Annotated in this window: 20 protein-coding genes and 2 riboswitches; of the genes, 10 read left to right on the top strand and 10 right to left on the bottom strand. The window is 68.0% G+C overall.

Annotated elements, in window-relative coordinates; genetic code table 11:
* Window positions 1–98, top strand: a riboswitch (glycine riboswitch).
* Window positions 99–206: riboswitch (glycine riboswitch) on the top strand.
* Window positions 207–247: 41 nt separating this feature from the next.
* Entirely contained in the window at window positions 248–3,094 is a 2,847-nt protein-coding gene (gene gcvP / locus G6N38_RS26655) for an aminomethyl-transferring glycine dehydrogenase (RefSeq protein ID WP_163751120.1), read from the top strand.
* 54 nt (window positions 3,095–3,148) lie between these two features.
* Window positions 3,149–3,976 (top strand): alpha/beta fold hydrolase, encoded by an 828-nt coding sequence (locus G6N38_RS26650; RefSeq protein WP_163751119.1) that lies wholly within the window; start codon window positions 3,149–3,151, stop codon window positions 3,974–3,976.
* Here G6N38_RS26650 and G6N38_RS26645 read toward each other — a convergent pair.
* From G6N38_RS26645 to G6N38_RS26605, 9 genes are all read right to left on the bottom strand, one after another.
* The gene (locus G6N38_RS26645; RefSeq protein ID WP_163751118.1) at window positions 3,973–5,895 is read right to left on the bottom strand and encodes a substrate-binding domain-containing protein; all 1,923 of its coding nucleotides are present in this window, start codon (window positions 5,893–5,895) and stop codon (window positions 3,973–3,975) included. The genes G6N38_RS26650 and G6N38_RS26645 overlap by 4 nt on opposite strands.
* 53 nt (window positions 5,896–5,948) lie before the next feature.
* Window positions 5,949–8,141, bottom strand: a complete 2,193-nt coding sequence (locus G6N38_RS26640) for a malate synthase G (protein WP_163751117.1) — start codon at window positions 8,139–8,141, stop codon at window positions 5,949–5,951.
* Between the two features lie 20 nt (window positions 8,142–8,161).
* Window positions 8,162–9,055: a 3-methyladenine DNA glycosylase gene (locus G6N38_RS26635; protein WP_246228105.1), complete on the bottom strand. Its 894-nt coding sequence runs from the start codon at window positions 9,053–9,055 to the stop codon at window positions 8,162–8,164.
* A gap of 22 nt (window positions 9,056–9,077) precedes the next feature.
* Window positions 9,078–10,133 carry a hemolysin family protein gene (locus G6N38_RS26630; RefSeq protein ID WP_163751115.1) on the bottom strand — a complete coding sequence of 352 codons (1,056 nt, stop codon included), beginning with the start codon at window positions 10,131–10,133 and terminating at the stop codon, window positions 9,078–9,080.
* Window positions 10,133–11,488: a hemolysin family protein gene (locus G6N38_RS26625; protein ID WP_163751114.1), complete on the bottom strand. Its 1,356-nt coding sequence runs from the start codon at window positions 11,486–11,488 to the stop codon at window positions 10,133–10,135. The genes G6N38_RS26630 and G6N38_RS26625 overlap by 1 nt, the downstream gene beginning before the upstream one ends.
* 222 nt (window positions 11,489–11,710) lie before the next feature.
* The gene (locus G6N38_RS26620; RefSeq protein ID WP_163751113.1) at window positions 11,711–13,147 is read right to left on the bottom strand and encodes a GuaB1 family IMP dehydrogenase-related protein; all 1,437 of its coding nucleotides are present in this window, start codon (window positions 13,145–13,147) and stop codon (window positions 11,711–11,713) included.
* Between the two features lie 19 nt (window positions 13,148–13,166).
* Window positions 13,167–14,621: an NADP-dependent phosphogluconate dehydrogenase gene (gene gndA / locus G6N38_RS26615; RefSeq protein WP_163751112.1), complete on the bottom strand. Its 1,455-nt coding sequence runs from the start codon at window positions 14,619–14,621 to the stop codon at window positions 13,167–13,169.
* Between the two features lie 44 nt (window positions 14,622–14,665).
* Window positions 14,666–15,592: a M56 family metallopeptidase gene (locus tag G6N38_RS26610; protein ID WP_163751111.1), complete on the bottom strand. Its 927-nt coding sequence runs from the start codon at window positions 15,590–15,592 to the stop codon at window positions 14,666–14,668.
* A 14-nt stretch (window positions 15,593–15,606) separates the two neighbouring features.
* Entirely contained in the window at window positions 15,607–16,023 is a 417-nt protein-coding gene (locus tag G6N38_RS26605) for a BlaI/MecI/CopY family transcriptional regulator (RefSeq protein WP_163751110.1), read from the bottom strand.
* A gap of 240 nt (window positions 16,024–16,263) precedes the next feature.
* Here G6N38_RS26605 and G6N38_RS26600 point away from each other — a divergent pair, with 240 nt between their 5' ends.
* From G6N38_RS26600 to G6N38_RS26565, 8 genes are all read left to right on the top strand, one after another.
* Window positions 16,264–16,983 carry an iron reductase gene (locus G6N38_RS26600; RefSeq protein WP_163751109.1) on the top strand — a complete coding sequence of 240 codons (720 nt, stop codon included), beginning with the start codon at window positions 16,264–16,266 and terminating at the stop codon, window positions 16,981–16,983.
* 174 nt (window positions 16,984–17,157) lie between these two features.
* Window positions 17,158–17,586 (top strand): PaaI family thioesterase, encoded by a 429-nt coding sequence (locus tag G6N38_RS26595; protein ID WP_163751108.1) that lies wholly within the window; start codon window positions 17,158–17,160, stop codon window positions 17,584–17,586.
* Between the two features lie 51 nt (window positions 17,587–17,637).
* Entirely contained in the window at window positions 17,638–17,940 is a 303-nt protein-coding gene (locus G6N38_RS26590; protein WP_163751107.1) for an urease subunit gamma, read from the top strand.
* 16 nt (window positions 17,941–17,956) lie between these two features.
* Window positions 17,957–18,271, top strand: coding sequence for an urease subunit beta (locus G6N38_RS26585; protein ID WP_163751106.1), 315 nt, complete (start codon window positions 17,957–17,959; stop codon window positions 18,269–18,271).
* Window positions 18,268–19,989, top strand: a complete 1,722-nt coding sequence (locus tag G6N38_RS26580; protein ID WP_163751105.1) for an urease subunit alpha — start codon at window positions 18,268–18,270, stop codon at window positions 19,987–19,989. The genes G6N38_RS26585 and G6N38_RS26580 overlap by 4 nt, the downstream gene beginning before the upstream one ends.
* Window positions 19,989–20,666, top strand: coding sequence for an urease accessory protein UreF (locus tag G6N38_RS26575; protein WP_163751104.1), 678 nt, complete (start codon window positions 19,989–19,991; stop codon window positions 20,664–20,666). The genes G6N38_RS26580 and G6N38_RS26575 overlap by 1 nt, the downstream gene beginning before the upstream one ends.
* Window positions 20,667–20,676: 10 nt before the next feature.
* Window positions 20,677–21,357 carry an urease accessory protein UreG gene (gene ureG / locus G6N38_RS26570; protein WP_163751103.1) on the top strand — a complete coding sequence of 227 codons (681 nt, stop codon included), beginning with the start codon at window positions 20,677–20,679 and terminating at the stop codon, window positions 21,355–21,357.
* Window positions 21,358–21,361: 4 nt separating this feature from the next.
* Window positions 21,362–21,988 (top strand): urease accessory protein UreD, encoded by a 627-nt coding sequence (locus tag G6N38_RS26565; RefSeq protein ID WP_163751102.1) that lies wholly within the window; start codon window positions 21,362–21,364, stop codon window positions 21,986–21,988.
* Here G6N38_RS26565 and G6N38_RS26560 read toward each other — a convergent pair.
* Complete coding sequence (locus G6N38_RS26560; protein ID WP_163752442.1) at window positions 21,985–23,298, bottom strand: sensor histidine kinase; 1,314 nt, start codon at window positions 23,296–23,298, stop codon at window positions 21,985–21,987. The genes G6N38_RS26565 and G6N38_RS26560 overlap by 4 nt on opposite strands.
* Between the last annotated feature and the right edge of the window lie 13 nt (window positions 23,299–23,311).

Here is a 23,311-nt window from a genome sequence, read left to right as displayed (position 1 = left end):
CGCCCTCGCGCGGGAGAGCTTCGTGGCCGCCAGTCACGGACGCCGAAGGAGCAACACCTCTCCGTCAACCTCTCAGGCCCCAGGACCGCGCGTGGCCACGATGCCTCTGGAAAGCGGTGACCTCGCGGTTGCCCGCCCATGGGGAAAGGCTCTCAAAGCCGAATCTCTCAGGCGCCCGGTTTTGGGTGGACGACAGAGGGAGAGGACGCCGCTGACGGCTGCGTCCGCCCGAGTCAGGAGCCCATCCGTGTCCGATCACACCCAGCCCACGTTCGCCGATCGTCATATCGGACCGGACTCCGACGCGGTTACGACCATGCTCGACGTCATCGGCGTCGGCTCGCTCGACGACCTGGCCGCCAAGGCGCTGCCAGCCGGAATCCTCGACGCGCTCGCAAACGGCCTGGCGCCCGGCCTCGATCAGCTGCCCGCCGCGGTCAGCGAGCATGAGGCGCTGGCCGAGCTGCGGGCACTGGCCGACACCAACACGATCGCCGTGTCGATGATCGGGCAGGGCTATTACGACACTCTGACGCCGCCGGTGTTGCTGCGCAACATCCTGGAGAACCCGGCCTGGTACACCGCCTACACGCCCTACCAGCCGGAGATCAGCCAGGGTCGGCTGGAGGCGCTGCTGAATTTCCAGACCATGATCGCCGATCTCACCGGGTTGGATCTGGCCAACGCCTCGATGCTCGATGAGGCCACCGCCGCCGCCGAGGCGATGACGCTGATGCACCGCGGGACGCGGGGGCCGGCCAACCGGCTGGCAGTCGACGAAGACCTGTTCGCACAGACCGCGGCCATTCTGGCGACCCGCGCGGAGCCGCTGGGCATCGAGATCGTCACCGCCGACCTGCGCAACGGGCTGCCCGAAGGTGAGTTCTTCGGTGTCATCGCACAGCTGCCCGGTGCGAGCGGGCGAGTGACAGACTGGTCGAAGCTGGTCGAGCAGGCCCACGAGCGCGGGGCGCTGGTGGCGCTGGGCACCGACTTGCTGGCGGTGACGCTCATCGCCCCGCCGGGGGAGTTCGGCGCCGACGTGGCCTACGGCAGTGCCCAACGATTCGGTGTGCCAATGGGATTCGGCGGTCCGCACGCCGGTTTTCTTGCGGTGCACTCCAAGCATGCGCGCCAGCTCCCCGGCCGGCTGGTGGGGGTGTCGGTCGACAGCGACGGCGCAGCGGCGTACCGGCTTTCGCTGCAGACCCGCGAACAGCACATCCGCCGCGACAAGGCGACGTCCAATATCTGTACCGCGCAGGTGTTGCTGGCGGTGATGGCGGCGATGTACGCCAGCTACCACGGCCCTGAGGGCTTGACCGGGATCGCCCGGCGCGTGCATGGTCACGCCCGGTCGCTGGCCGCCGGCCTGAGTGCGGCCGGCGTCGACGTTGTGCACGACACCTTCTTCGACACCGTGTTGGCGCATGTCCCAAGCCGGGCCGCCGCGGTGCAGGCCGAGGCCAAGGGCCGCGGCATCAATATCTGGCGGGTGGACGCCGACCACGTGTCGATCACCTGCGACGAGGCCACCACGGCCGCACACGTCGCACTGGTGCTCGAGGCCTTCACCGGAGCCGCCCCGGTGGCTGGAAACTACGCGGGTCCTGAGATCGATTCGCGGACAAGTGAATTCCTCACTCACCCGGCGTTCCATCGGTACCGCACCGAGACGGAGATGATGCGCTACCTGCGCGCGCTCGCCGATAAGGACATTGCACTGGACCGCAGCATGATTCCGCTGGGCTCCTGCACGATGAAGCTCAACGCCGTCGCCGAGATGGAGTCGATCACCTGGCCCGAATTCGGCCGCCAGCACCCGTTCGCGCCGGCCGGCGACACCCCCGGGCTGCGCAAGCTGATCGCCGACCTGGAGACGTGGTTGACGGGTCTCACCGGATACGACGCAATCTCGTTGCAGCCCAACGCCGGATCGCAGGGTGAGTACGCGGGTCTGCTGGCCATCCGCGACTACCACATGAGCCGCGGCGACAGCGGTCGAGATGTCTGCCTGATCCCGTCGAGCGCGCACGGCACCAACGCCGCTTCGGCGGCCATGGCCGGCATGCGGGTGGTCGTGGTGGCCTGCCGGGAGAACGGCGATGTCGACCTTGACGACCTGCGTGCCAAGGTCACCGAGCATGCCGAGCGGCTAGCCGCGCTGATGATCACCTACCCGTCCACGCACGGGGTGTACGAACACGACATCGCCGATGTCTGCGCGGCGGTGCACGACGCCGGCGGGCAGGTCTACATCGACGGCGCCAACCTCAACGCTCTGGTGGGGCTGGCCCGGCCGGGCAAGTTCGGCGGCGACGTCAGCCACCTGAATCTGCACAAGACGTTCTGCATCCCGCACGGCGGCGGCGGTCCCGGCGTCGGGCCAGTGGCGGTGCGTTCCCACCTGGCGGGGTTCCTGCCGGGCCACCCGCTGGCCGAGGAGCTGCCGAAGGGGCACGCGGTGTCGGCGGCACCGTACGGCTCGGCATCGATCCTGCCGATCACCTGGGCATACATCCGGATGATGGGCGGCGACGGCCTGCGCAACGCGACTCTGACGGCGATCGCGTCGGCCAATTACATCGCCCGACGCCTCGATGAGTACTACCCGGTGCTGTACACCGGCGAGAGCGGCATGGTGGCCCATGAGTGCATCCTCGATCTGCGCGGCATCACCAAGGCCACCGGTGTCACTGTCGACGATGTGGCGAAGCGGCTGGCGGACTTCGGTTTTCATGCGCCGACGATGAGCTTCCCGGTGGCGGGCACGCTCATGGTGGAGCCTACCGAGAGCGAAAGTCTGGCCGAGGTGGACGCATTCTGCGAAGCGATGATCGCCATTCGTGCCGAGATCGACAAGGTCGGGTCGGGCGACTGGCCCGCTGACGACAATCCGCTGCACAACGCACCGCACACCGCCGAGTGCCTGCTGGTCGACGAGTGGACACATCCGTACACCCGCGAGCGGGCGGCCTATCCGCTGGGCAAGCAGTTCCGCCCGAAGGTGTGGGTGCCGGTGCGCCGCATCGACGGGGCGTACGGCGACCGCAACCTGGTGTGCTCGTGCCCGCCGGTGGAGGCCTTCGCCTGATAGCGTCACCCTGTGCTGCCTGCCAGTGTTCGCCAGTGGCAAGAGGGTGGGCGGATGCTGTCCACCAGCGCGGGGTCGGTATTCGTGCGATCCCAGCCCGGAAGGGGCCCCGCTGTCCTTCTGCTGCATGGTTTTCCATCCAGCTCCTACGACTTCCGCGGCGTCGTCGACCGGCTCGGTGACCGGGCCTGGCTGACCCTGGACTTTCTGGGCTTCGGACTGTCCGACAAGCCCCGGCCGCACCGCTACAGCCTGCTCGAGCAAGCTGACATCGTGCAGCAGGCGGTCGCCGACGTCGCGCCCGGCCCGGTGGTGCTGCTCGCCCACGACATGGGCACGTCGGTGGCCACCGAACTGCTGGCCCGCGACGTCTCAGGCACGCTGCCCTTCGAGATCCAGCGGGCCGTGCTCACCAACGGCAGCGTCATCATCGAGCGAGCCAGCCTGCGGCCGAGCCAGAAGATCCTGCGCGGCCCGTTCGGCCCTGTTCTCGCCAGGCTGACCAACGAACGCGGTTTCCTGCGCGGTTTCGCCAAGCTGTTCAGCCCCGCGCACCCGCTGTCCGACGGGGAGGCCCAGGCGCAGTGGGCACTGCTGGCTCGCGACAACGGCCATCGCATTCTCAACCTGCTGTGCGCCTACCTCGACGAGCGGGTGCGCTTCGCGCCACGTTGGCACGGAGCCGTACGCGACTGGGACAAGCCGCTGGGATTCCTCTGGGCCACCGGCGATCCCGTCGCCACCACCAACGTGCTGGCCGGCCTGCGGGAGCTGCGGCCCGCCGCCGAGGTGATTGAACTGCCCGGCATCGGCCACTACCCGCAGATCGAGGTGCCCGACGAGTTCACCGCCGGCGCAAAGCGGTTACTGGACCTCGATTAGGAAAGCATCGTTGTGACCGCGGTCGCCAAATCCGGCGAGTCCGACGTGGCGATGTTCTGATACGAACCGCCCGACGTCTGCGCTACGGCCTCCCACGTCGCCCGGTCGGAGTCGTCGCCGAAGTCGATGACGTTGATCGCCACCGGCTTGGCCGGGTCGACCGCCGACTTGACGTAGGCCACCAGACCCGGACCGTCCAGTGTCTGGTCGCTGTGCGGGCCCTGGGTGATCACCAATATCGAATTGGACTGTCCGTCACGGAAGTTGGTCAGCGCTTCGCCGTACACCAGGCGCAGCGTGGTGAACGACACCGCGCCACTGCCGGACGGTGCCAGTCCGGCCAACGTGCCGGTCAATGCCGCCGAGCGCGGCTGCCCGTTGACCTGATCGGTAAGCGGTCCCATCGGCACCGACGATTTGCCCTCGACCCCGTTGAACGTCCACAGTCCCACCGCGGCGTTCGACGGCAGCGCGCCGATGCGGTTGTTCAGCGCGGCCACCACGTTGGCCAGCCGTGACTTTCCGCCCTCGTCGGCGCCCATCGCCTGGTTCAGCATGATCGTGGTGGCTGATCCGGTGGCCGGGTTGGACACCGCCGCGGCCAGGGTGGCGCGCTCCGATTCGTCGCCAACCGACACCGGTGCCCCCAGTTCGGGGAAGGTGACGACGTCGTTGCCCGGCGGGGTGGTGCCTTCGGCCCGGAAACCGGCCTTCGCCAGCGCGGTCAGCTGCTCGGGCTTACGCATGAACCGGGCGAATTCGCTGGCGGCACTGACCTGCTCGCTGGACAACCACGTCCCGGACAGCAGCACGGTGGGGTAGTCGGCGATCGTGACCGGGCCCGAGGGCAGCCATTCGGCGACATTGTTCTTGGCGTCGGCTGCCGACGCTCGGCCGAACAGCTGCTGCTCGGTGGTCACCACGGCGTGCACCGGCGCGCCGGCTGCGTCACCTGCGCCCAACAGAGCCTTCCAGGCCGCATCGGCGGAGTTGTCGGTCAGCTTGGGCGCACCGGCCAGCAGTGCGTTGACAGCACCGAGGCCCGCGGTGGCCGGCGCGTTCGCCGGCGCCGAGGACGCGGCGACGGCCTCGGCGGCAAGGTAGGTGGCGTCGGCATTGCCGACAGTCGGCAGCACCAGCCGCAGTGAACCCCAGCCAGGCAGGTTCAGTGAGTCCAGCGCCGCGGGGTTGTTCTGCAGGCCTGGCAAGGCCGCCCAACCCTGTTGAGCCAACGCTTCTTTGAGCTGCGGGCGCACCGCGAGGACCACCGGCGAGCTGACCAGCGAGCGGGCGTCGCTGACCACCTGCTTACCGGCGGTGGCCTGCAGCCGTGCCTCGGCAATGGAACTGGCGGGTATCCACAGCGCCGGACGTTCGCCGAGGTCGCCGGGCCAGTCGGAGACGAATCCGTCGACGACCCGATCTGAATCAGCCGCGGTCACCACCATCTTCACGCAGCGATCGCCGATCGGGGTGACGACGGCGTTGAAACCCTCGGCGAACTTGGCGACGTCGGCGGCGATCGACGGATCGGCGACCACGCCGACGTTGACAGCGCCGGCCAAGCACTTCGCGGCGGCATCGGTCGACCGGTGCGAGAGCGCGTCGCCGAAGAACCGCCAGAGGATCACCGCGCCGACGACCACCACCACGGTGACCAACGCGGCGATCACACCGAGGCTCACCCCGCGGCGGCCGGTCTCGCTACGGTGGCCGCCTTCGAATGCGGCAATTCGCCGACGGGCGGTGTCGGTCAGTGGTGACGGCTCGTAGCCGCCGTCACCGGCACCCCCGTCACCGGCGGCGGCGACATCGTCGCTCGGGCGGGCGAATCTGCCGGTGGGACTCTCGGGTACCTCGGCAGGCTCGTCCGGTTCACCGAAAGACTCCCCGGGTCCGGGTCTGCTGTGCCTGCCCATGGCGGTGCTTGATCCTCTTTCGTCTCAACGGTCGTGCGGTGCGGGCTTGCTTCTCAGGCGCTGGCCTTGTACTCCCTGCGCCGCCGATGCAGGATCGGCTCGGTGTAGCCGTTGGGCTGCGCGGCGCCGGCCAGGATCAGCTCCTGAGCTGCCTGGAAGGCGATGCTGCCCTCGGGATCCGGTGCCATCGGGCGGAATTCGGGATCGGAAGCGTTCTGCTCGTCGACCACCGCGGCCATCCGGCGCAGGCTCTCCCGTACATCGTCGGGGGTAATGACGCCGTGGCGCAACCAGTTGGCCAGCAGCTGGCTGGAAATCCGCAGGGTGGCACGGTCTTCCATCAGCGCAACGTCGTGGATGTCGGGCACTTTCGAGCAGCCGACACCGGCGTCGATCCAGCGCACCACGTAGCCGAGGATCGACTGGCAGTTGTTGTCGACCTCTTCGTGAATCTCTTCCGGCGACCAGGCCAGTTCCTGTGCGAGCGGGATCGTCAGCAGATCGTCGAGGGTCGTGCGGGTCTGGCCGGCGAGCTCCTTGTGCACCTCGTTGACGTCGACGTAGTGGTAGTGCATGGCGTGCAGTGTCGCCGCCGTCGGGGACGGCACCCACGCGGTGGTCGCACCGGCCCTGGGCTGACCGATCTTCTGCTCGACCATCTGCGCCATCAGATCCGTCATGGCCCACATGCCCTTGCCGATCTGGGCCCGGCCGGAGAACCCGGTCGCCAGCCCGACGTCGACGTTCTGGTCTTCGTAGGCCAGGATCCACGGTTGGGTCTTCATGGCACCCTTGCGGATCATCGGGCCGGCTTCCATCGAGGTGTGGATCTCGTCGCCGGTGCGGTCCAGGAAGCCGGTGTTGATGAACGCAACCCGGTTGGCGGCGGCCTTGACGCAGGCCTTGAGGTTGGCCGAAGTGCGGCGCTCCTCGTCCATGATGCCGACCTTGATGGTGTTCTGCGGCAGGCCAAGCACGTCCTCGACGCGGCTGAACAGTTCGCAAGTGAAGGCAACTTCATCGGGGCCGTGCATCTTCGGCTTCACGATGTAGATCGAGCCGGTCCGGCTGTTCTGCCGGGGGCTGCCGTCCTGCGCCTTGAGACCGTGTGTGGCGATCAGGCCGGTGAACAGGGCGTCCTGGATGCCTTCGAAAACTTCGGCGCCGTCGGCTCCGTCCTTATCGAAGACAATCGCGTCGTTGGTCATCAGGTGCCCGACATTCCGGACGAACAGCAGGCTGCGGCCGGGCAGAGTGATTTCACCTTCGTCCGGAGTCTTGTACGTCCGGTCGTCGTTGAGCACCCGGGTGAACGTCTTGCCGCCCTTGCTGACCTCTTCGGCCAGATCGCCCCTGTTCAGACCGAGCCAGTTGCGGTAGCCCAGCACCTTGTCCTCGGCGTCGACGGCGGCCACCGAGTCCTCGAAGTCCATGATCGTGGTGATCGCCGACTCCAACACGACGTCCTTGATGCCGGCCCGATCGGTCTTGCCGATCGGCGATTCTGGGTCGATCAGGACCTCGATGTGCAGGCCGTTGTTGACCAGCAGCACCGACCACGCCGGGGAGCCGAGTTCGCCGGTGTAACCGAGGAACTTCTCCGGGCTGGCCAGACCGGTGGTTTTCCCGTCGCCCAGGGCGATGTCGAGTGCGCCGTCAGCGACGCTGATTCCGGTTGCGTCGGCCCAGGAGCCTTCCGCCAGTGGCACCGCCTGGTCGAGGAAGTTGCGGGCGTACGCGATGACCTTGTCACCGCGAACTTTGTTGTAGCTGCCGCCCGGTTCGGCGCCACCCTCGGTGCTGATGACGTCGGTGCCGTAGAGCGCGTCGTACAGCGAGCCCCAGCGGGCGTTCGCAGCGTTCAGCGCGAAGCGGGCGTTGAGGATCGGGACCACCAGCTGTGGTCCAGCGGTGGTGGTGATCTCGTCATCGACGCCGGAGGTGGTGATCGTGAAGTCCGCTGGCTCGGGCAGCAAGTACCCGATATCGCGCAGGAACTGCTGGTATTCGCCGGCGTCGATACCGCCGATGATCCGCTGCCGGTGCCACTTGTCGATCTGGGCCTGCAGTTCGTCGCGGCGAGCGAGCAAGTCCTGATTCTGCGGAGTCAGGTCGGCGACGACCTTGTCCACACCAGACCAGAAGCTGTCGGGGTCGATCCCGGTGCCGGGTAGCGCCTCGTTGGTGATGAAGTCGTACAACACTTGCGCCACACGCAGGTTGCCGACGGACACGCGTTCGGTCATCTGTCCTCCCTCACGACAAATCAATTCATCTTACCCGCAGGTAGGAACCCCTCCGACAAGCTGTCGTAGGCGCAGTTACGCCGGTCACAGGCCAGCAGCCGGTCGCACCACGCCAGCAGTGCCATGCGCAAGGGAGCCGCGCGCTCGCTGATGGCTCCTTGGCGGCGCACGTATTCGGCTCGTCCGGCGGGTTCCTCGACGGTGATCGGCTCAAATCCCAGGTGCGTCAGATCGTAGGGGCTGGCGCGCATATCGAGCTCGCGGGCTTCGGCAGCGAGTTCCAGGCAGTCCACCAGCAGCTGCGACTCGATCAGCGGGCCGAGCTTGTAGCACCACTTGTAGAGGTCCATGTTGGCGTGCAGGCAGCCCGGCTGTTCCCAGTCGCGCTGGCCGGCTCGGGTCGGCACACCGCGGTTAAGCGGGGCGGCCGCATCGGTGAAGAACCGGAACGCGTCGAAGTGGGTGCAACGCAAGGGCATTGATTCGACCACCGCATCGGTGCCGGCCGCGCCCAGCCGCAGCGGCACGCGGTCGTGGCGAACGGCGGCGGTGCGGTAGACCATCGCCCACTCGTGCATCCCGAAGCAGCCGAATTGTGGCGCGCGGTCCTCGGTGGCTCGTAATAGATCGGCGACGAATCCGACAGTGGGTAGTCGCGAGCTCAGAAAATCCGGGCTGATGGTGACGCCGTCCGGACTGGCCGTGTAGCCGGCACGGCCGAGGTACTCGTCGGCCGCGGGCCCCGCGAGTGCGGTGCCGTAGCCGGGATGCCACACCCGCAGCTGGCGGGGACGCAGGCTGTAGTAGCTGAACAGGAAATCCCACACCGGGTGGGCTTCACCACGCTCAGCCCGACGGCCGCGCGGGCCGACGAAGGTCTCGACCCGGGCCCGGTGGGCGGCTGATCTGGCCATCCAGTCGGGCTCGGCGAGCACATCAGGCACGGTGCATCCCGTCGCGCACCGTGCCGACAAGGTCCTCGACCAGGTCTTCCAGCGCGACCATTGCGATGATTGACCCGTCAGCGCCGGTGACCAGTGCCAGGTGGCTGTTGTCGCGGCGCAGCTGCGACAGGGCATCGGGCAGCGCCATGTCGGCGGCCACCCGGGGCAGGTGGCGCACCACCGAGATGTCGAGCACCGAATCGGGACCGTCGATCTGGCTGAGCACGTCCTTGATGTGCAGGTAACCGATCAGCGTGTCGTCGGTACCCACGACCGGGAATCGGGAGTAGCCCGTCTCGCGCAGCGCCTGCTCGACCTCGCTGACGGTGGGTCCGCAGCCAGGCCGGGCCACCGGGATCGCGCGGATCTCGCTGAGCGGAACCGCGACATCGTTGACCACGCGGTTGCGGATCTGCAGTGCACGCGTCAGCCGCATGTGCTCCTCAGGATCCAACAAGCCCTCGGAGCGGGACTCGGCGATCATCTCCGCCAGCTCGACGGTGGACACGGTGACGTCGAGCTCGTCCTTGGCTTCGATACCGAAGGCCTTCAGCGTGGTGTTGGCCGCCCAGTTGTAGAAGGCGATGAGCGGCCGGACGAACCGCACGTACGCCAAGTAGACCGGCATCAGCAGCATCGCCGTCTTCTCCGGGCCGGCGATCGCGATGTTCTTGGGCACCATTTCGCCGAGCAGGACGTGCAGTGTCACCACAACGGCCAGTGCCACCAGGAACGACACCGTGTGCAGCACGGCGTCGGGCACCCCGACCAGGTCGAAGGGCTTCTCCAGCAGGCCGGCCACGGCCGGCTCGCCGACCCGGCCCAGCAGGATCGAGCACACCGTGATGCCCAGCTGGGCGCCGGCCAGCATCAGTGACAGCTGCTCACCGGCTCGCAGCACGGTGACCGCACTCCGCTTGCCTTGTTCGGCAAGGGTTTCCAGCCGGTCGCGGCGGGCGGAGATCAGCGCGAACTCCGAGCCGACGAAGAACGCGTTGGCGCCCAGCAGCGCGATCGTCAGCAGGACACCCAGGAAGTCGGCGCCCATCAGCGCTCCCCGTCGCTGGGGCGAACCAGCTCGGTCAGCACCAACTGGTCGATGCGCCGGCCGTCCATCGCGACAACGGTGGCGCGCCAGCGGGTCGGATCGTCGAACGGGCCGTCGGGATCAAACGCGGACAGTTCCACCGATTCGCCGGTCTGAGGAATGTGACCGAGCTTCTCCAGCACCAACCCGCCGATGGTCTCGTATTCGCCTTCAGGTGCCCGGAAACCCGTCGCCTCGGCCACTTCGTCGATGCGCAGCAGACCCGACACGCGCCAGCCCAGGCCGGACTTCTGGAAATCGGGAGTGGAGTCGTCATGCTCGTCCCGGACGTCGCCGACGATCTCCTCGATCAGATCCTCGACGGTGACCATCCCTGCGGTCCCGCCGTATTCGTCGACCACCATGGCGGTCTGTAACCCGTGGGCGCGCAGCTGAGACATCAACGCATCACCGTCGAGGGACGACGGGACCGTCGGCACCGGGATCGCCAGTGTCAACAGCTTGGTGGTCGACCGCTGTGCCGCCTGCACACCGAACACCTGCTTGACGTGCACGATGCCGATGGTCTCGTCCAGATCGCCATTGACGACGGGGAAGCGGGAGAAACCGGTGCTGGCCGAGGCGGTCACCAGATCGCTGACCGTGTCGTCGGCCGCCAGCGCCTCGATCTCGGTGCGCGGCGTCATGAACTCCTCGGCGATCCGCGAGCCGAACTGCAGCGACCGGTTGACCAGCGCTGCGGTGGCCTCGTCGAGTGAACCGTGCGCGGCCGAACTGCGAACCAGTGCGCCGAGTTCCTCCGGGGAGCGCGCCGAACGCAGCTCCTCGGCCGGTTCGATGCCGAGCCGGCGCAGGATCCAGTTGGCGGTGCCGTTGGTGGCTTTGATGGCCGGGGTCATCAGGGTGGAGAACATCAGCTGAAATCCGGCCGTCGCCCGCGCGGTCGGGACCGGGCGGGCCACCGCCAGATTCTTGGGCACCAGCTCGCCGAACACCATCGACAGCGAGGTGGCGATCAGGATGGCCAGCACCAATGCGATCCCGGCCGCGGCACTGTCGGGTACGTGCAGGAAGTCCAGAACCGGGTCGAACAGCCGCGCCAGGACGGGTTCGGCGAGGTAGCCGGTGGCCAGGGTGGTGATCGAGATGCCGAGTTGTGCACCGGACAGCTGGAACGACAGCGTGCGGTGGGCGCGCGCGACGTTGTGGTCCTTACGGTCGCCGGTGCGGGCGTTGGCGTCGACGGTGCTGCGTTCGAGGGCGGTCAGCGAGAACTCGGCGGCCACGAACAATGCCGTGCCCAACGTCAGCACGACGATCGCCAGCAGGCTCAACAGGGTGTAGACGATGGTCACCGGACGCGTGCCCTCATTGCCGTGATGTCGCCGGGCCGTGTGCCCGGCCGACTAGTGGAAGGTTCCGCCCCGGAATCGTCCACGGGGGAATCGTCGGCGTGCCCCTCACCCCAGGCAGCCCGATCCGCGGGGGCCTCGATGGGTGCCTGCGGCACGGGATCCCTTCCTCGATGGGGTCAGAACGAACCCCTATGTTAGCTCCCTTGCGCGCCGGGATCCGGCTCACCAACCGGTCGGCAGCGGATGCCCTTCGGCGAAGCCGGCCGCCGACTGCACGCCGAGCACCGCGCGCTCGTGCAGTTCGGCGATGGTGCTCGCGCCCACGTAAGTGCAGGTGCTGCGGACCCCGGAGGTGATGTGATCGAGCAGGTCCTCCACGCCGCCGCGGTCGGGATCGAGCGCCATTCGGGACGTCGAGATGCCCTCCTCGAATAGCGCCTTACGGGCCCGGTCGAAGGCGCTGTCAGCGCTGGTGCGGGCGGCCACCGCCCGTTTGGAAGCCATGCCGTAGCTCTCCTTGTATGGCCGGCCGTCGCGGTCGAGCATCAGGTCGCCGGGGGATTCGTAGGTGCCGGCGAACCAGGATCCGATCATCACGTTGGAGGCTCCGGCGGCCAGCGCCAACGCCACGTCTCGGGGGTGTCGCACCCCGCCGTCAGCCCACACGTGGCCACCGAGTTCTCTTGCCGCCGAGGAGCATTCGAGTACCGCGGAGAACTGCGGCCGCCCGACACCCGTCATCATCCTGGTGGTGCACATCGCGCCGGGGCCGACGCCGACCTTGACGATCGAGGCTCCGGCCCCAATCAGATCGCGGGCGCCTTCGGCGGAGACGACGTTGCCCGCCGCCAGCGGGACACCGAGGTCCAGCGACGACACCGCCTTGATTGTGTCGAGCATCTTGACCTGGTGGCCGTGGGCGGTGTCGACGACCAGTACGTCAACGCCGACCTCGGCCAGCGCTTGCGCCTTGGTGGCCACATCGCCGTTGATGCCGACCGCCGCGGCGATGCGCAGCCGGCCGGCGGCGTCGACGGCGGGAGTGTAGATACCGGCGCGCACCGCACCGATGCGAGTCAGCACCCCGGCCAGGGCGCCGTCGGCGCCGGTGAGGACGGCCACGTCCACCGGAGCGTGCTCGAGCAGCTCGAACACCTCCCGGGGTTCGGTGTGCGCCGGCGCCGTGATGAAGTCACTGATCGCGATGTCCCGCACCCGGGCGAACCGGTCGACGCCGGCGGTGGCGGCCGCGGTGACCAGGCCGACAGGCCGTCCCTCGGACACCACCACCGCTACGCCATGAGCGCGCTTGTGGATCAGCGCGACGGCATCGGAGACCGAGTCATCGGGAGCCAGAACGACCGGGGTGTCGGCCACCAGGTCCCGGCTCTTGACGAAGTCGACCGTCTGCTTGACCGCGTCGATCGGCAGGTCCTGCGGCAGGACCACGATTCCGCCGCGGCGGGCCACCGTCTCGGCCATCCGCCGCCCGGCCACCGCGGTCATATTGGCCACCACGACCGGGATCGTCGTGCCGGTGCCGTCGGACGTCGACAGGTCGACATCGAACCGGGAGGCGACGTCGGATCGATTGGGGACGATGAAGACGTCGTCGTAGGTCAGGTCGTACGCGGGCCGCTGGCCGTCGAGAAACTGCACGTACCTCAGGGTACTGGGGTCAGGCCTCGACCTCGGTGCGGTCGCCGCTCCACAAGGTGTGGAAGCGGGCGGCGGGATCGGCGTCGATCCGGCCGTAGGTGTGCGCACCGAAGAAGTCGCGCAGCCCCTGGGTCAGTGCCGCGGGCAGCCGCTCGGTGCGCAGCGCGTCGTAGTAGGACAGCGCCGAGGCGAAGCCGGGGACCGGGATACCCAGCTTGGTCGCGGTCACCACTACGCGACGCCAGCTGTCGATTCCCGCCTCGACCGCGTCGCGGAAGTACGGCGCCGAGATCAACGTGGCCAGCTGTGCATCCTCGTCGAACGCTTCCTTGATGCGGTTGAGGAATTTGGCCCGGATGATGCAGCCGCCGCGCCAGATGGTCGCCATGTCGCCGAGCGTGATATCCCAGTTGTATTCGGCGCTACCCGCCTGAATCTGGTTGAAGCCTTGGGCGTAGGCGATGATCTTCGACGCGTACAGCGCCTTGCTGACGTCGTCGATGAATTGCTGTGCATCCGTGGGTCGGTCGCCGAGGTCGCCAGAGGCCAGGCCGGTCGTGGCCTTGCGCTGAGCGACCGAGCCCGACAGTGCGCGGGCGAACACGGCCTCGGCGATGCCGGTCACCGGCACGCCGAGGTCCAGGGCCGACTTCACTGTCCAGCGCCCGGTGCCCTTCTGCTCGGCTTCGTCGAGGATGACGTCGACCAGCGGCTTACCGGTCTTGGCGTCGATCTGCTTGAGCACCTCGGCGGTGATCTCGATGAGGTAGCTGTCCAGGTCGCCCTTGTTCCACTCGGCGAAGATCTCGGCGATCTCGGGTGCGGTCTTGCCGAGCCCGTCGCGCAGCAGTTGGTAGGCCTCGCCGATGAGCTGCATGTCGGAGTACTCGATGCCGTTGTGCACCATCTTGACGAAGTGGCCGGCACCGTCGGGGCCGATGTGGGTGCAGCACGGAACGCCGTCGACGTGCGCGGAGATCTCCTCGAGCAGCGGGCCCAGCGACTTGTACGACTCGGCGGGACCACCCGGCATGATCGACGGCCCGTTGAGGGCACCCTCCTCACCGCCAGAGATGCCGGCGCCGACGAAGTGCAGGCCGCGCTCGCGCACCGCTTTCTCGCGGCGGATGGTGTCGGTGTAGAGCGCGTTGCCGCCGTCGATGATGATGTCGCCCGGCTCGAACACCTCACAGAGTTCGTTGATCACGGCGTCGGTGGGATCACCGGCCTTGACCATGATCAGCGCGCGCCGCGGCCGCTCCAGTGCGGCGGCGAACTCGGCCATCGTCTCAGCGCGGACGAAGCTGCCCTCGGAGCCGTGCTCGGCGAGCAGCGCGTCGGTCTTGGCGACCGACCGGTTGTGCAGTGCGACGGTGTAGCCGTGGTGAGCGAAGTTCCGCGCGATGTTGGAGCCCATCACCGCCAACCCGGTAACACCGATCTGTGCAGTACCGTTCGTCTGCGGTGAGCTCATCTGGCGCCTTTCAATTGTGTGAATTTTGTTGTGGAAGAACAGTTTCAGGAAAGAAACAACCGATGAAGCTCAGTCAGCCACGGCATCGCGACCGCGACGGTCGGTACCACGAGGACCGCCGCGGCGGCGGTATAGGCGGCCAGCGAGAGCAGCAGGCTGTTGGGCTGTCCGCACAGCCGGCGCACCCGGATGACCGTCGTGGGACCGCCAGCGGCCAACGCGCCCTTTGGCGTGCGTCCGGACGCACAGGCCACCAGGGCGCGGGCCAGGGGAGTGGGTCCAGCGGTCCGCACCGCCGCATCGTCGGCGAGTAACTCCACGAGCAGCCGTACGGCATTCAGTGCACTGCCGCTACGAACGAAGCGGGGGAAGGCGGTATGCACGGCGATGAACGCCTCGAGGACCAGATCGTGGCGCGCGCGCAGGTGGGCGCGTTCATGGCTGAGGATCGCCGCCAGTTCGCTGTCACTCAACGCCGCCAGGGTGCCCTCGCTAAGCACGACCCGGCTCCGCACACCGGGCAAGCAGTAGGCCAGTGGCTCGGCGACATCCAGCACCCGCAACCCACTCACGCCGTGCCGGCATTCACCCAATAGGTCCACCACCATCCGGTGGTGCGCCCGGCGGCGGCGGGTGGCCACCGCGACCTGGACGCCGGCGATCAGCAGGCGGGCACCGATGACCAGAGTGATGGCGAAGACCAGGACATAGGCCAGCCACAACGGCCAACCCAGTGCAGCGATCTCACTGGTGATCGTCGCGGTCGGGCGCCCGTCGGGGCCAGGGACGAACAGCCGGCTGGCGATCGCCAGCCCAGCGCTGAACGCGGACAGCACAGCGGCCACCGCAATCGACTGCCACAGCACAATTGCCGCCCGCGGCGCACGCAACGGCCAATCAGCCCGGGCCAGTAATGCAGGCACAGGACCAACCAGCATCAAGGCGAGGAAGGTGAAGGCCAGCGCGGACACGCTGACAGTGTCCCTCAGACGCTGGGTGCACCGCCAGCGGGCCAGGTTGAACGGTGCCTGGATTCTAATTCCGCCAGGGCGCGGCGCAAGGCGTCCGCCTCGTCGACCCCGACCCGTTCAACGAAGTGCACCAGCGCGGCCTGCCGACCGCCGGAGTCGGACGCCTGATCCAGCGCGTCGACCATCAGGCCGGCGACCAGTTCGTCGCGACCGTGCACCGGCGCGTATTGATGGGCGCGGTCGTCGCGGATCTGGGATACCAGGTTCTTGCGCGCGAGGCGCTGCAGAACCGTCATCACCGTGGTGTAGGCGAGATCGCGCTCGGTACAGAGGGCCTCGTGGACCTGGCGGACCGTCAACGGTTCGCCAGCGGCCCATAAGTGGTCCATCACCGCGCGTTCAAGTTCGCCGAGACGAGTCAACTTGGCCATTTCCGTTCATTTCGTAGCGATGAAACAAGAGTACTCCCGGTTACTACCGGGCGTCGTATCTAACTTTCCGGCTTAACTCCGGCTGCCGCCGATGCGTTCCCCGCCGCAGTCCAGCGGCCGGTAACCCCAGGACAACGCACCGAATCTGTGTGTTGGCTGTGACAGCATTCACATTAGGCAATGCTAACCTTGCCACACTTCTTATGGTTAGGCTTGCCTAACTGAACCTGAGGAGGTGCCGTGACCACAGCCGTCGTTGATCCACTGATCGACGGAATGACCATTCGCCGCATGCTGCCACTGCATGAATCCAGCAGCCGATTGCGCAGGCTGAGCCCGGATTCCCCGCGGGTGCACGGGGTGGCGGTCATGGCCGATGTGTCACGGCGCCGGTGGTGGGCACTGGACTCGGTGACGACGTCGGGCCGACTGGCAGACATGTTCGAAACCGCGGTTGACGAGCTGGGCGACCGGCGCGCCGTCGCCCAGCAACTGGCGGCAACCTTCACCCATGCCGTCCTGGGCCGAGTGGTCACGTTGTTCGTGCTCGAGGGCCGGGTGTGGGACACCGGGCCGGGCAACCTCTGGATGCACGTCGACTCGGAGGGAACGATCGACTGGGCCGCGGTAGTGGACCCCACCCTCCGGGTGCTGCCCGACGACCCGGCGACCACCGACGTGGTGCGACTGCCCAACGAGCTCGCCCTGGCGACCTGGACGGCACACCGTTGCCACCGCTCGCTGGAGCCGATCTTCGAGTGCTTGTACGAGCTCAGCCGAGGCTCGGTCACGCCGGCGGCGATGTGGCAGATGGTCGGCTCGGCGGTGGTCATCACCGCCACCCAGGTCCCGTTGCTCACCGGAAGTGGCGAGGTCACCTGCATGCGACGCGGCCAGTCGGTGCTCGACGCCTTGAGTGGCTTCGGACTTCCGGTGCGCGCACTGCGTCGGGCAGGGTAGGGCTTGTAACTTAGGCAAGCCTTGCCTATGGTTACACCAACAAAGACGAACGGACCGCGCCGGATGTCCTGAGGGCTGCAGAGACACCCCGGTCCGTGCTGAGGACGGGCCCCGCGTTTCACACGCGGGGCCCGTCCCTCATCTCGGCCACCTGCCTGGTGTAGACACAGATGCGTGCAATCAGAGCAGTCGCCGATCGAGCAGATCGCTTTCTCCGCCCCGTTCGACAACGAGCTCGGCCTGGTGTTCACCGAACTGTCACCCGACGGCGCCAAGGCGCAGCTGGAAGTCCAGCCCAAACTGCTGCAGCCGATGGGCATCGTGCACGGCGGGGTGTACTGCTCGATGATCGAGTCGATGGCCAGCACGTCGGCCTTCGTTTGGCTGGCTGCCAACGGCGGCGGCAACGTCGTCGGCGTCAACAACAACACCGACTTCTTGCGAGCGATCTCCGGGGGCACCGTCTACGGCGTCACCGAGCCGGTGCACCGCGGCCGGCGTCAGCAGCTCTGGCTGGTGACCATTCGCGACGACAAGGACCGGCTGGTCGCCCGCGGTCAGGTGCGCCTGCAGAACCTGGAGCCCGAGCCGCCGCAGGGGTGAGCCCGCCCGCCGACCTGCTGATCACGTCCTGCCATGGCAGGATCGCGCTCTATGCGACTCACACCGCATGAAACCGACCGGCTGCTGATTTCGTATGCCGCCGAGCTCGCGCGCCGCCGGCAGGCGCGCGGGCTGCGGCTCAACCATCCCGAGACGGTCGCGCTCATCACCGACCACGTCCTGGAGGGCGCGCGCGACGGCCGCACCGTGGCCGAGCTCATGGTCAGCGGACGCGAGGTGCTCTCCCGCGACGACGTCATGGCGGGCGTGCCCGAGATGCTGCACGACGTTCAGGTTGAGGCCACCTTCCCGGACGGCACCAAATTGGTCACCGTCCACCACCCCATCCCGTGAGGTGAAAGAAGACACCATGATTCCCGGCGAGGTCTTCCTCGGTGACGGTGACATCGAGATCAACGCCGGCGCCCCGCGTATCGAGCTGGACATCGTCAATACTGGCGACCGGCCGGTACAGGTCGGCAGCCACGTGCACCTACCGCAGGCCAACGCCGCGCTGTCCTTCGACCGCGTCGCCGCCCACGGACATCGGTTCGACATTCCAGCGGGCACCGCGGTGCGCTTCGAACCCGGTGTGGCGCAGCGAGTTCGCCTGGTGCCGCTGGGTGGTTTTCGTGAAGTTCACGGCCTGAGCCTGAACCCGCCCGGAAAGTTGGATCCGGCATGACCGAGCTGTCCCGGGCCCGTTACGCCGCGCTGTTCGGCCCCACCACCGGCGACCGGATCCGGCTCGCCGACACCGACCTCATCATCGAGATCACCGAGGACCGCAGCGGCGGGCCGGGACTGGCCGGCGACGAGGCGGTGTTCGGCGGCGGCAAGGTGCTGCGCGAATCGATGGGCCAGAGCCGGGCCAGCCGCGCAGACGGCGCACCAGACACCGTGATCACCGGGGCGGTGATCATCGACTACTGGGGAATCATCAAGGCGGACATCGGAATTCGCGACGGCCGCGTTGTCGGCATCGGCAAGGCTGGGAATCCCGACATCATGTCGGGCGTACACCCCGATCTGGTGGTCGGCCCGTCCACGGAGATAATCGCCGGCAACGGCCGCATCGTCACCGCCGGCGCGATCGACTGCCATGTGCACCTGATCTGTCCGCAGATCATGGAGGAGGCCATCGGTAGCGGCATCACCACCATCATCGCCGGCGGCACCGGGCCCGCCGAGGGTTCCAAGGCCACCACGGTGACACCGGGCGCCTGGCATCTGGCGCGCATGCTGGAATCGATGGACCATTGGCCGCTCAACATCGCATTGCTGGGCAAGGGCAACACCGTCAGCGCCGAAGCAATGTGGGAGCAGTTGCGTGCGGGTGCAGCGGGTTTCAAGTTGCATGAGGACTGGGGGACCACCCCCGCCGCGATCGATGCCTGTCTGACGGTGGCCGAGGCTGCCGGGGTGCAGGTCAATATCCACACCGACACCCTCAACGAGGCCGGCTTCGTCGAGGACACCTTGGCCGCGATCAAGGGCCGCAATATCCACGCCTATCACACCGAAGGTGCCGGCGGCGGGCACGCACCGGACATCATCACCGTCGCCGCCGAGTCCTATGTGCTGCCCAGCTCGACCAACCCGACCCGGCCACACACGGTCAACACCCTCGACGAGCACCTGGACATGCTGATGGTCTGCCATCACCTGAACTCCGCCGTGCCCGAGGACCTGGCGTTCGCCGAAAGCCGCATCCGGCCCTCGACGATCGCCGCCGAAGACCTGCTGCACGACATGGGGGCGATCTCGATGATCGGCAGTGACGCCCAGGCCATGGGCCGCATCGGCGAGGTGGTGATGCGCACCTGGCAGACCGCGCACGTGATGAAGAAGCGTCGCGGCTTCCTCGAAGGGGACTCCGGAGCCGACAACCACCGGGTGCGCCGCTACATCGCGAAGTACACGATCTGCCCGGCCGTCGCCCACGGCCTGGACCACGAGATCGGTTCGGTCGAGGTCGGCAAGCTGGCTGACCTGGTGCTGTGGGAACCGGCGTTCTTCGGGGTCCGCCCGCACGCGGTCATCAAGGGCGGGATGATCGCCTGGGCCGCGATGGGCGACGCCAACGCCTCCATTCCGACCCCGCAACCGGTGCTGCCGCGCCCGATGTTCGGAGCCGCACCCGCCGCGGCAGCTGCCACCTCGCTGCACTTCGTCGCTCCGCAGGCCATCGAGGACGGGCTGGCCGATCGGCTCGCGGTCCACCGGCGCTTGGCGCCGGTGGGCAATGTGCGCGCAGTCGGCAAGGCGCAGATGCCACTCAACGACGCGCGGCCCCGCATCGAGGTCGACCCCGACACCTTCACCGTGCGCATCGACGGCGAGGTCTGGACCGAACAACCCGCGACCGAGCTGCCGATGGCTCAGCGTTACTTCCTGTTCTGATGGCTGCACATTCCCCGTCGCTTCGCTCGCCCTCGTCGCTGAGCACCCTGCTGACGCTGACCGACTCGCGGTTGCCGACCGGGGGACACGTGCACTCCGGCGGGGCCGAGGAGGCGGTGGCCAGCCAGCTGGTCGTCGACCTCACCACATTGGCGGCTTATCTACGCCGCCGGATCCGCACCAGCGGTCTGGTGACGGCGTCCGTTGCGGCCGCCGTGCACCGCGGGGATCTGACGGTGGCCGTCGCCGACGCCGAAACCGATGCCCGGACACCGGCACCGGCGGCCCGGCAGGCCTCCCGCGCCCAAGGCCGCGGGCTGCTTCGGCTGGCCCGTCGAGTCTGGCCGGACTCGGAGCAGGACTGGGCCTGGGATTCGTTGGGTCCCCGTCCGCATTTGGCGGTGACCGCCGGCCGCGTCGGCCTAGCCAGCGGACTGCAGCCCGAGCAGACCGCGTTGTCGATCGTGTACACCACTATGACCGGCACCGCCACCGCCGCGCAGCGGCTGCTGGCGCTGGATCCCGCCGATGTCGCGGCGCTGACCTTCAGCTTGGCGCAGCTGTGCGAACAGACCGCCGAGTTGGCCGCCACCGCGCTCGCCGACTTGTCCGACCCGCTGCTCGATGAATTGGCGCAGCGCCACGCGCAACGCGAACGTCCCCTATTCGTCTCCTGAAAGAGTCTGTATGCCTCCACATTTCATTGAGGGCCAACCGCACGCCCATGCCGATCGGCCCAAGCGCGCCCGCCAGCCGGGGGAGCCGCTGCGCATCGGGATCGGCGGCCCGGTCGGTTCGGGCAAGACCGCGCTGGTGGCAGCGCTGTGTCGCCAGCTGCGCACCGAGTTGTCCCTGGCGGTGCTGACCAACGACATCTACACCACCGAGGATGCCGATTTCCTGCGGCGTCACGCGGTATTGCCCGACGATCGGATCGCCGCCGTGCAAACGGGCGGCTGCCCGCACACCGCGATCCGCGACGACATCACCGCCAACCTGGATGCGATCGACGACCTGATCGCCGGTCACGCGCAGCTTGACCTGATTCTGGTCGAGTCCGGCGGGGACAACCTGACCGCGACGTTCTCCTCCGGCTTGGTCGACGTGCAGATCTTTGTCGTCGACGTTGCCGGCGGAGACAAGGTGCCACGCAAGGGCGGCCCTGGGGTGACGTTCTCAGATCTATTGGTGGTCAACAAGACGGATCTAGCGCCACTGGTCGGAGCCGACCTTGAGGTCATGCGCCGCGACGCCGCCAAGGTGCGCGAGGGCCGCCCGACCGTGCTGATCTCACTGACCGAGGATCCCGCGGCGTCGGCGGTCCTGTCCTGGGTGCGCGAGCAGCTGCGCGTCGACCAACTCACCTGACGCAATGCGTTCCGATGTCCTCGTGGTCGCCCAGCCCGGACGGCTGCCCCGCATCGAGTGCCGCGGTGCACTGGCGGCGCGGCACACCGAGCCCGACACCGTGCATCTGGTGTCGGCGGCGGCAACGCCACTGGGTGGGGACACCATCTCGATCCGGCTGATCGTGGAAGTCGGTGCGCGCCTGCGCCTTCGCAGCGCCGCGGCCACGGTGGCGCTGCCCGGCGCAGCGACCACTCAGTCGCGGGCATGCTGGCACATCGAGAACGACGGTGAGCTCGACCTCGATCCCGAGCCGACTGTCGTCGCTGCCAATGCACGCCACCTCAGCGAGTTGACGGTCTGGGCGGCCGGCACCTCGCGGCTGCGCATCCGGGAGCGGGTGCAGATCGGCAGAACCGGTGAGCGCGAAGGCTTTTGGAGCGGCGCCATGCGCGCCGACGTGGCCGGCGCCCCGCTGCTTCGGCACCGGGTGGAGCTGGGGCCCGCCTCGGTGGCCGACGATGCGCTGGGTTCCCCACTGGCCTGTGTCAGCGAACTGCGTTACCCCGAGCCGGCCGATGACGCGGCCGGCATCACGTACGCACTGGCCGCCGGCGGCAGCATCTCAACCTGGCAGGGTGCCCGGCTCTAGTCGCCAGGACCGGCGAGGTCGAGCACCAGCCTGGCACCGCCGAGCGGGCTGGCGCACAACGATGCTGTGCCGCCGTGCAATTCGGCCTGCTGGGCAACCAGGGCAAGGCCAAGACCTGACCCGGACCGCGATGCGGTCGAGCCGCGGGAGAACCGCTCGAACACCGCGGCCCGCTCCTCTTCGGGCACCCCGCTGCCGTTGTCGTCGATCGTGATCTGCACGCCGTCGGCCGAACTCGATACCGACAGCTGCACTTCAGTGGCGGCACCGTGCTTGACGGCGTTGGCGAGCGCATTGTCGATGACCAGCCGCAGCCCGACCGGAAGGCCCACCATCAGCACTGCGGGCGAGGGCACCAGCGAGACGGTGAGGTCGCGGTAGATCCGCTCGGCGTCGTGCGCGGCCCGGTCGAGCAGTTCGGCGACGTCGAACGGAACGAAATCGTCTGCCGTGGTCAGCTCGCCCTGGGCGAGTCGTTCCAGGGCGGTCAGCGTGGCCTCGATGCGGCTCTGCGTGCGGATGACATCGCCGATCACTTCGGTGCGTTGTTCGGGCCCCAGATCCAGGGTGGAGAGCACCTCGAGGTTGGTGCGCATGGCGGTCAGCGGAGTCCGTAGCTCATGCGAGGCGACGGCGGCGAAGTCGCGGGCGGACTCCAGGGCGGCCTTGGTGCGGGCCTGTTCGTCGCCGATGCGGGCCAGCATGCCTTCGACAGCCTCGGCGATCTCGACCGCCTCCTTGACCCCGCGCACCTGCACCTCGTCGGGGTTGGACTGGGCGTTGATGGCGCGGGCTTGCTGGGCCAGCACCCGGAACGGGTTGATCATGATCAGCGAGATCAGCCAGCCGATCACCACGGTGCCCGCGATGACGCCCGCGCAGATCAACAGCACCCGCAGGTGCAGTTCGGCGATCCGGCGCTGGGTCTCGGCCAGTGGCGCGCCCAGCGCGATCGTCGCCCCACCGACCGAGAAGGTGCGCACCCGGTACTCGACGCCGTCGATGGTGGTGTTGGCATAGCCGTCGCCCAGGGCAGGCAGCACCACATCGGGGGGCACCGACATCGCCATCGCCCCGACCCGGATGGTGCGCACCAGGTTCCCGTCGGGAGTGGGCGTGCCGACCCCGCTGGGGCCTGCGGTGCTCAGCAGTGAGCTGACATCACCCAGACTGCTGACCGAATCGAGCCGCCGGTCGAGCTGGCTGTACTGATCGTGGGTGACACCCACCCACACCCAGGTGCCCAGCGTCAGCACCAGGATCACCACCGACAGCGCAGCGACGATGACGATGGTACGCAGCGACAGCATGCGGGTAGGCAGC

Source organism: Mycolicibacterium helvum, from assembly GCF_010731895.1.
Classification (GTDB): domain Bacteria; phylum Actinomycetota; class Actinomycetes; order Mycobacteriales; family Mycobacteriaceae; genus Mycobacterium; species Mycobacterium helvum.
The sequence above is the reverse complement of the archived record's forward strand: the minus strand, read 5'-3'. Positions and strand labels throughout refer to the sequence as shown.

Coding starts and splice junctions, on each gene's coding strand:
- G6N38_RS26650 (WP_163751119.1), top strand. CDS start 3,149: ATGCTGTCCACCAGCGCGGGGTCGGTATTCGTGCGATCCCAGCCCGGA.
- G6N38_RS26575 (WP_163751104.1), top strand. CDS start 19,989: ATGGCTGCACATTCCCCGTCGCTTCGCTCGCCCTCGTCGCTGAGCACC.
- G6N38_RS26580 (WP_163751105.1), top strand. CDS start 18,268: ATGACCGAGCTGTCCCGGGCCCGTTACGCCGCGCTGTTCGGCCCCACC.
- gndA (WP_163751112.1), bottom strand. CDS start 14,621: ATGAGCTCACCGCAGACGAACGGTACTGCACAGATCGGTGTTACCGGG.
- G6N38_RS26640 (WP_163751117.1), bottom strand. CDS start 8,141: ATGACCGAACGCGTGTCCGTCGGCAACCTGCGTGTGGCGCAAGTGTTG.
- ureG (WP_163751103.1), top strand. CDS start 20,677: ATGCCTCCACATTTCATTGAGGGCCAACCGCACGCCCATGCCGATCGG.
- G6N38_RS26590 (WP_163751107.1), top strand. CDS start 17,638: ATGCGACTCACACCGCATGAAACCGACCGGCTGCTGATTTCGTATGCC.
- G6N38_RS26645 (WP_163751118.1), bottom strand. CDS start 5,895: ATGGGCAGGCACAGCAGACCCGGACCCGGGGAGTCTTTCGGTGAACCG.
- G6N38_RS26630 (WP_163751115.1), bottom strand. CDS start 10,133: ATGGGCGCCGACTTCCTGGGTGTCCTGCTGACGATCGCGCTGCTGGGC.
- G6N38_RS26635 (WP_246228105.1), bottom strand. CDS start 9,055: ATGGCCAGATCAGCCGCCCACCGGGCCCGGGTCGAGACCTTCGTCGGC.
- G6N38_RS26560 (WP_163752442.1), bottom strand. CDS start 23,298: ATGCTGTCGCTGCGTACCATCGTCATCGTCGCTGCGCTGTCGGTGGTG.
- G6N38_RS26605 (WP_163751110.1), bottom strand. CDS start 16,023: ATGGCCAAGTTGACTCGTCTCGGCGAACTTGAACGCGCGGTGATGGAC.
- G6N38_RS26585 (WP_163751106.1), top strand. CDS start 17,957: ATGATTCCCGGCGAGGTCTTCCTCGGTGACGGTGACATCGAGATCAAC.
- G6N38_RS26565 (WP_163751102.1), top strand. CDS start 21,362: ATGCGTTCCGATGTCCTCGTGGTCGCCCAGCCCGGACGGCTGCCCCGC.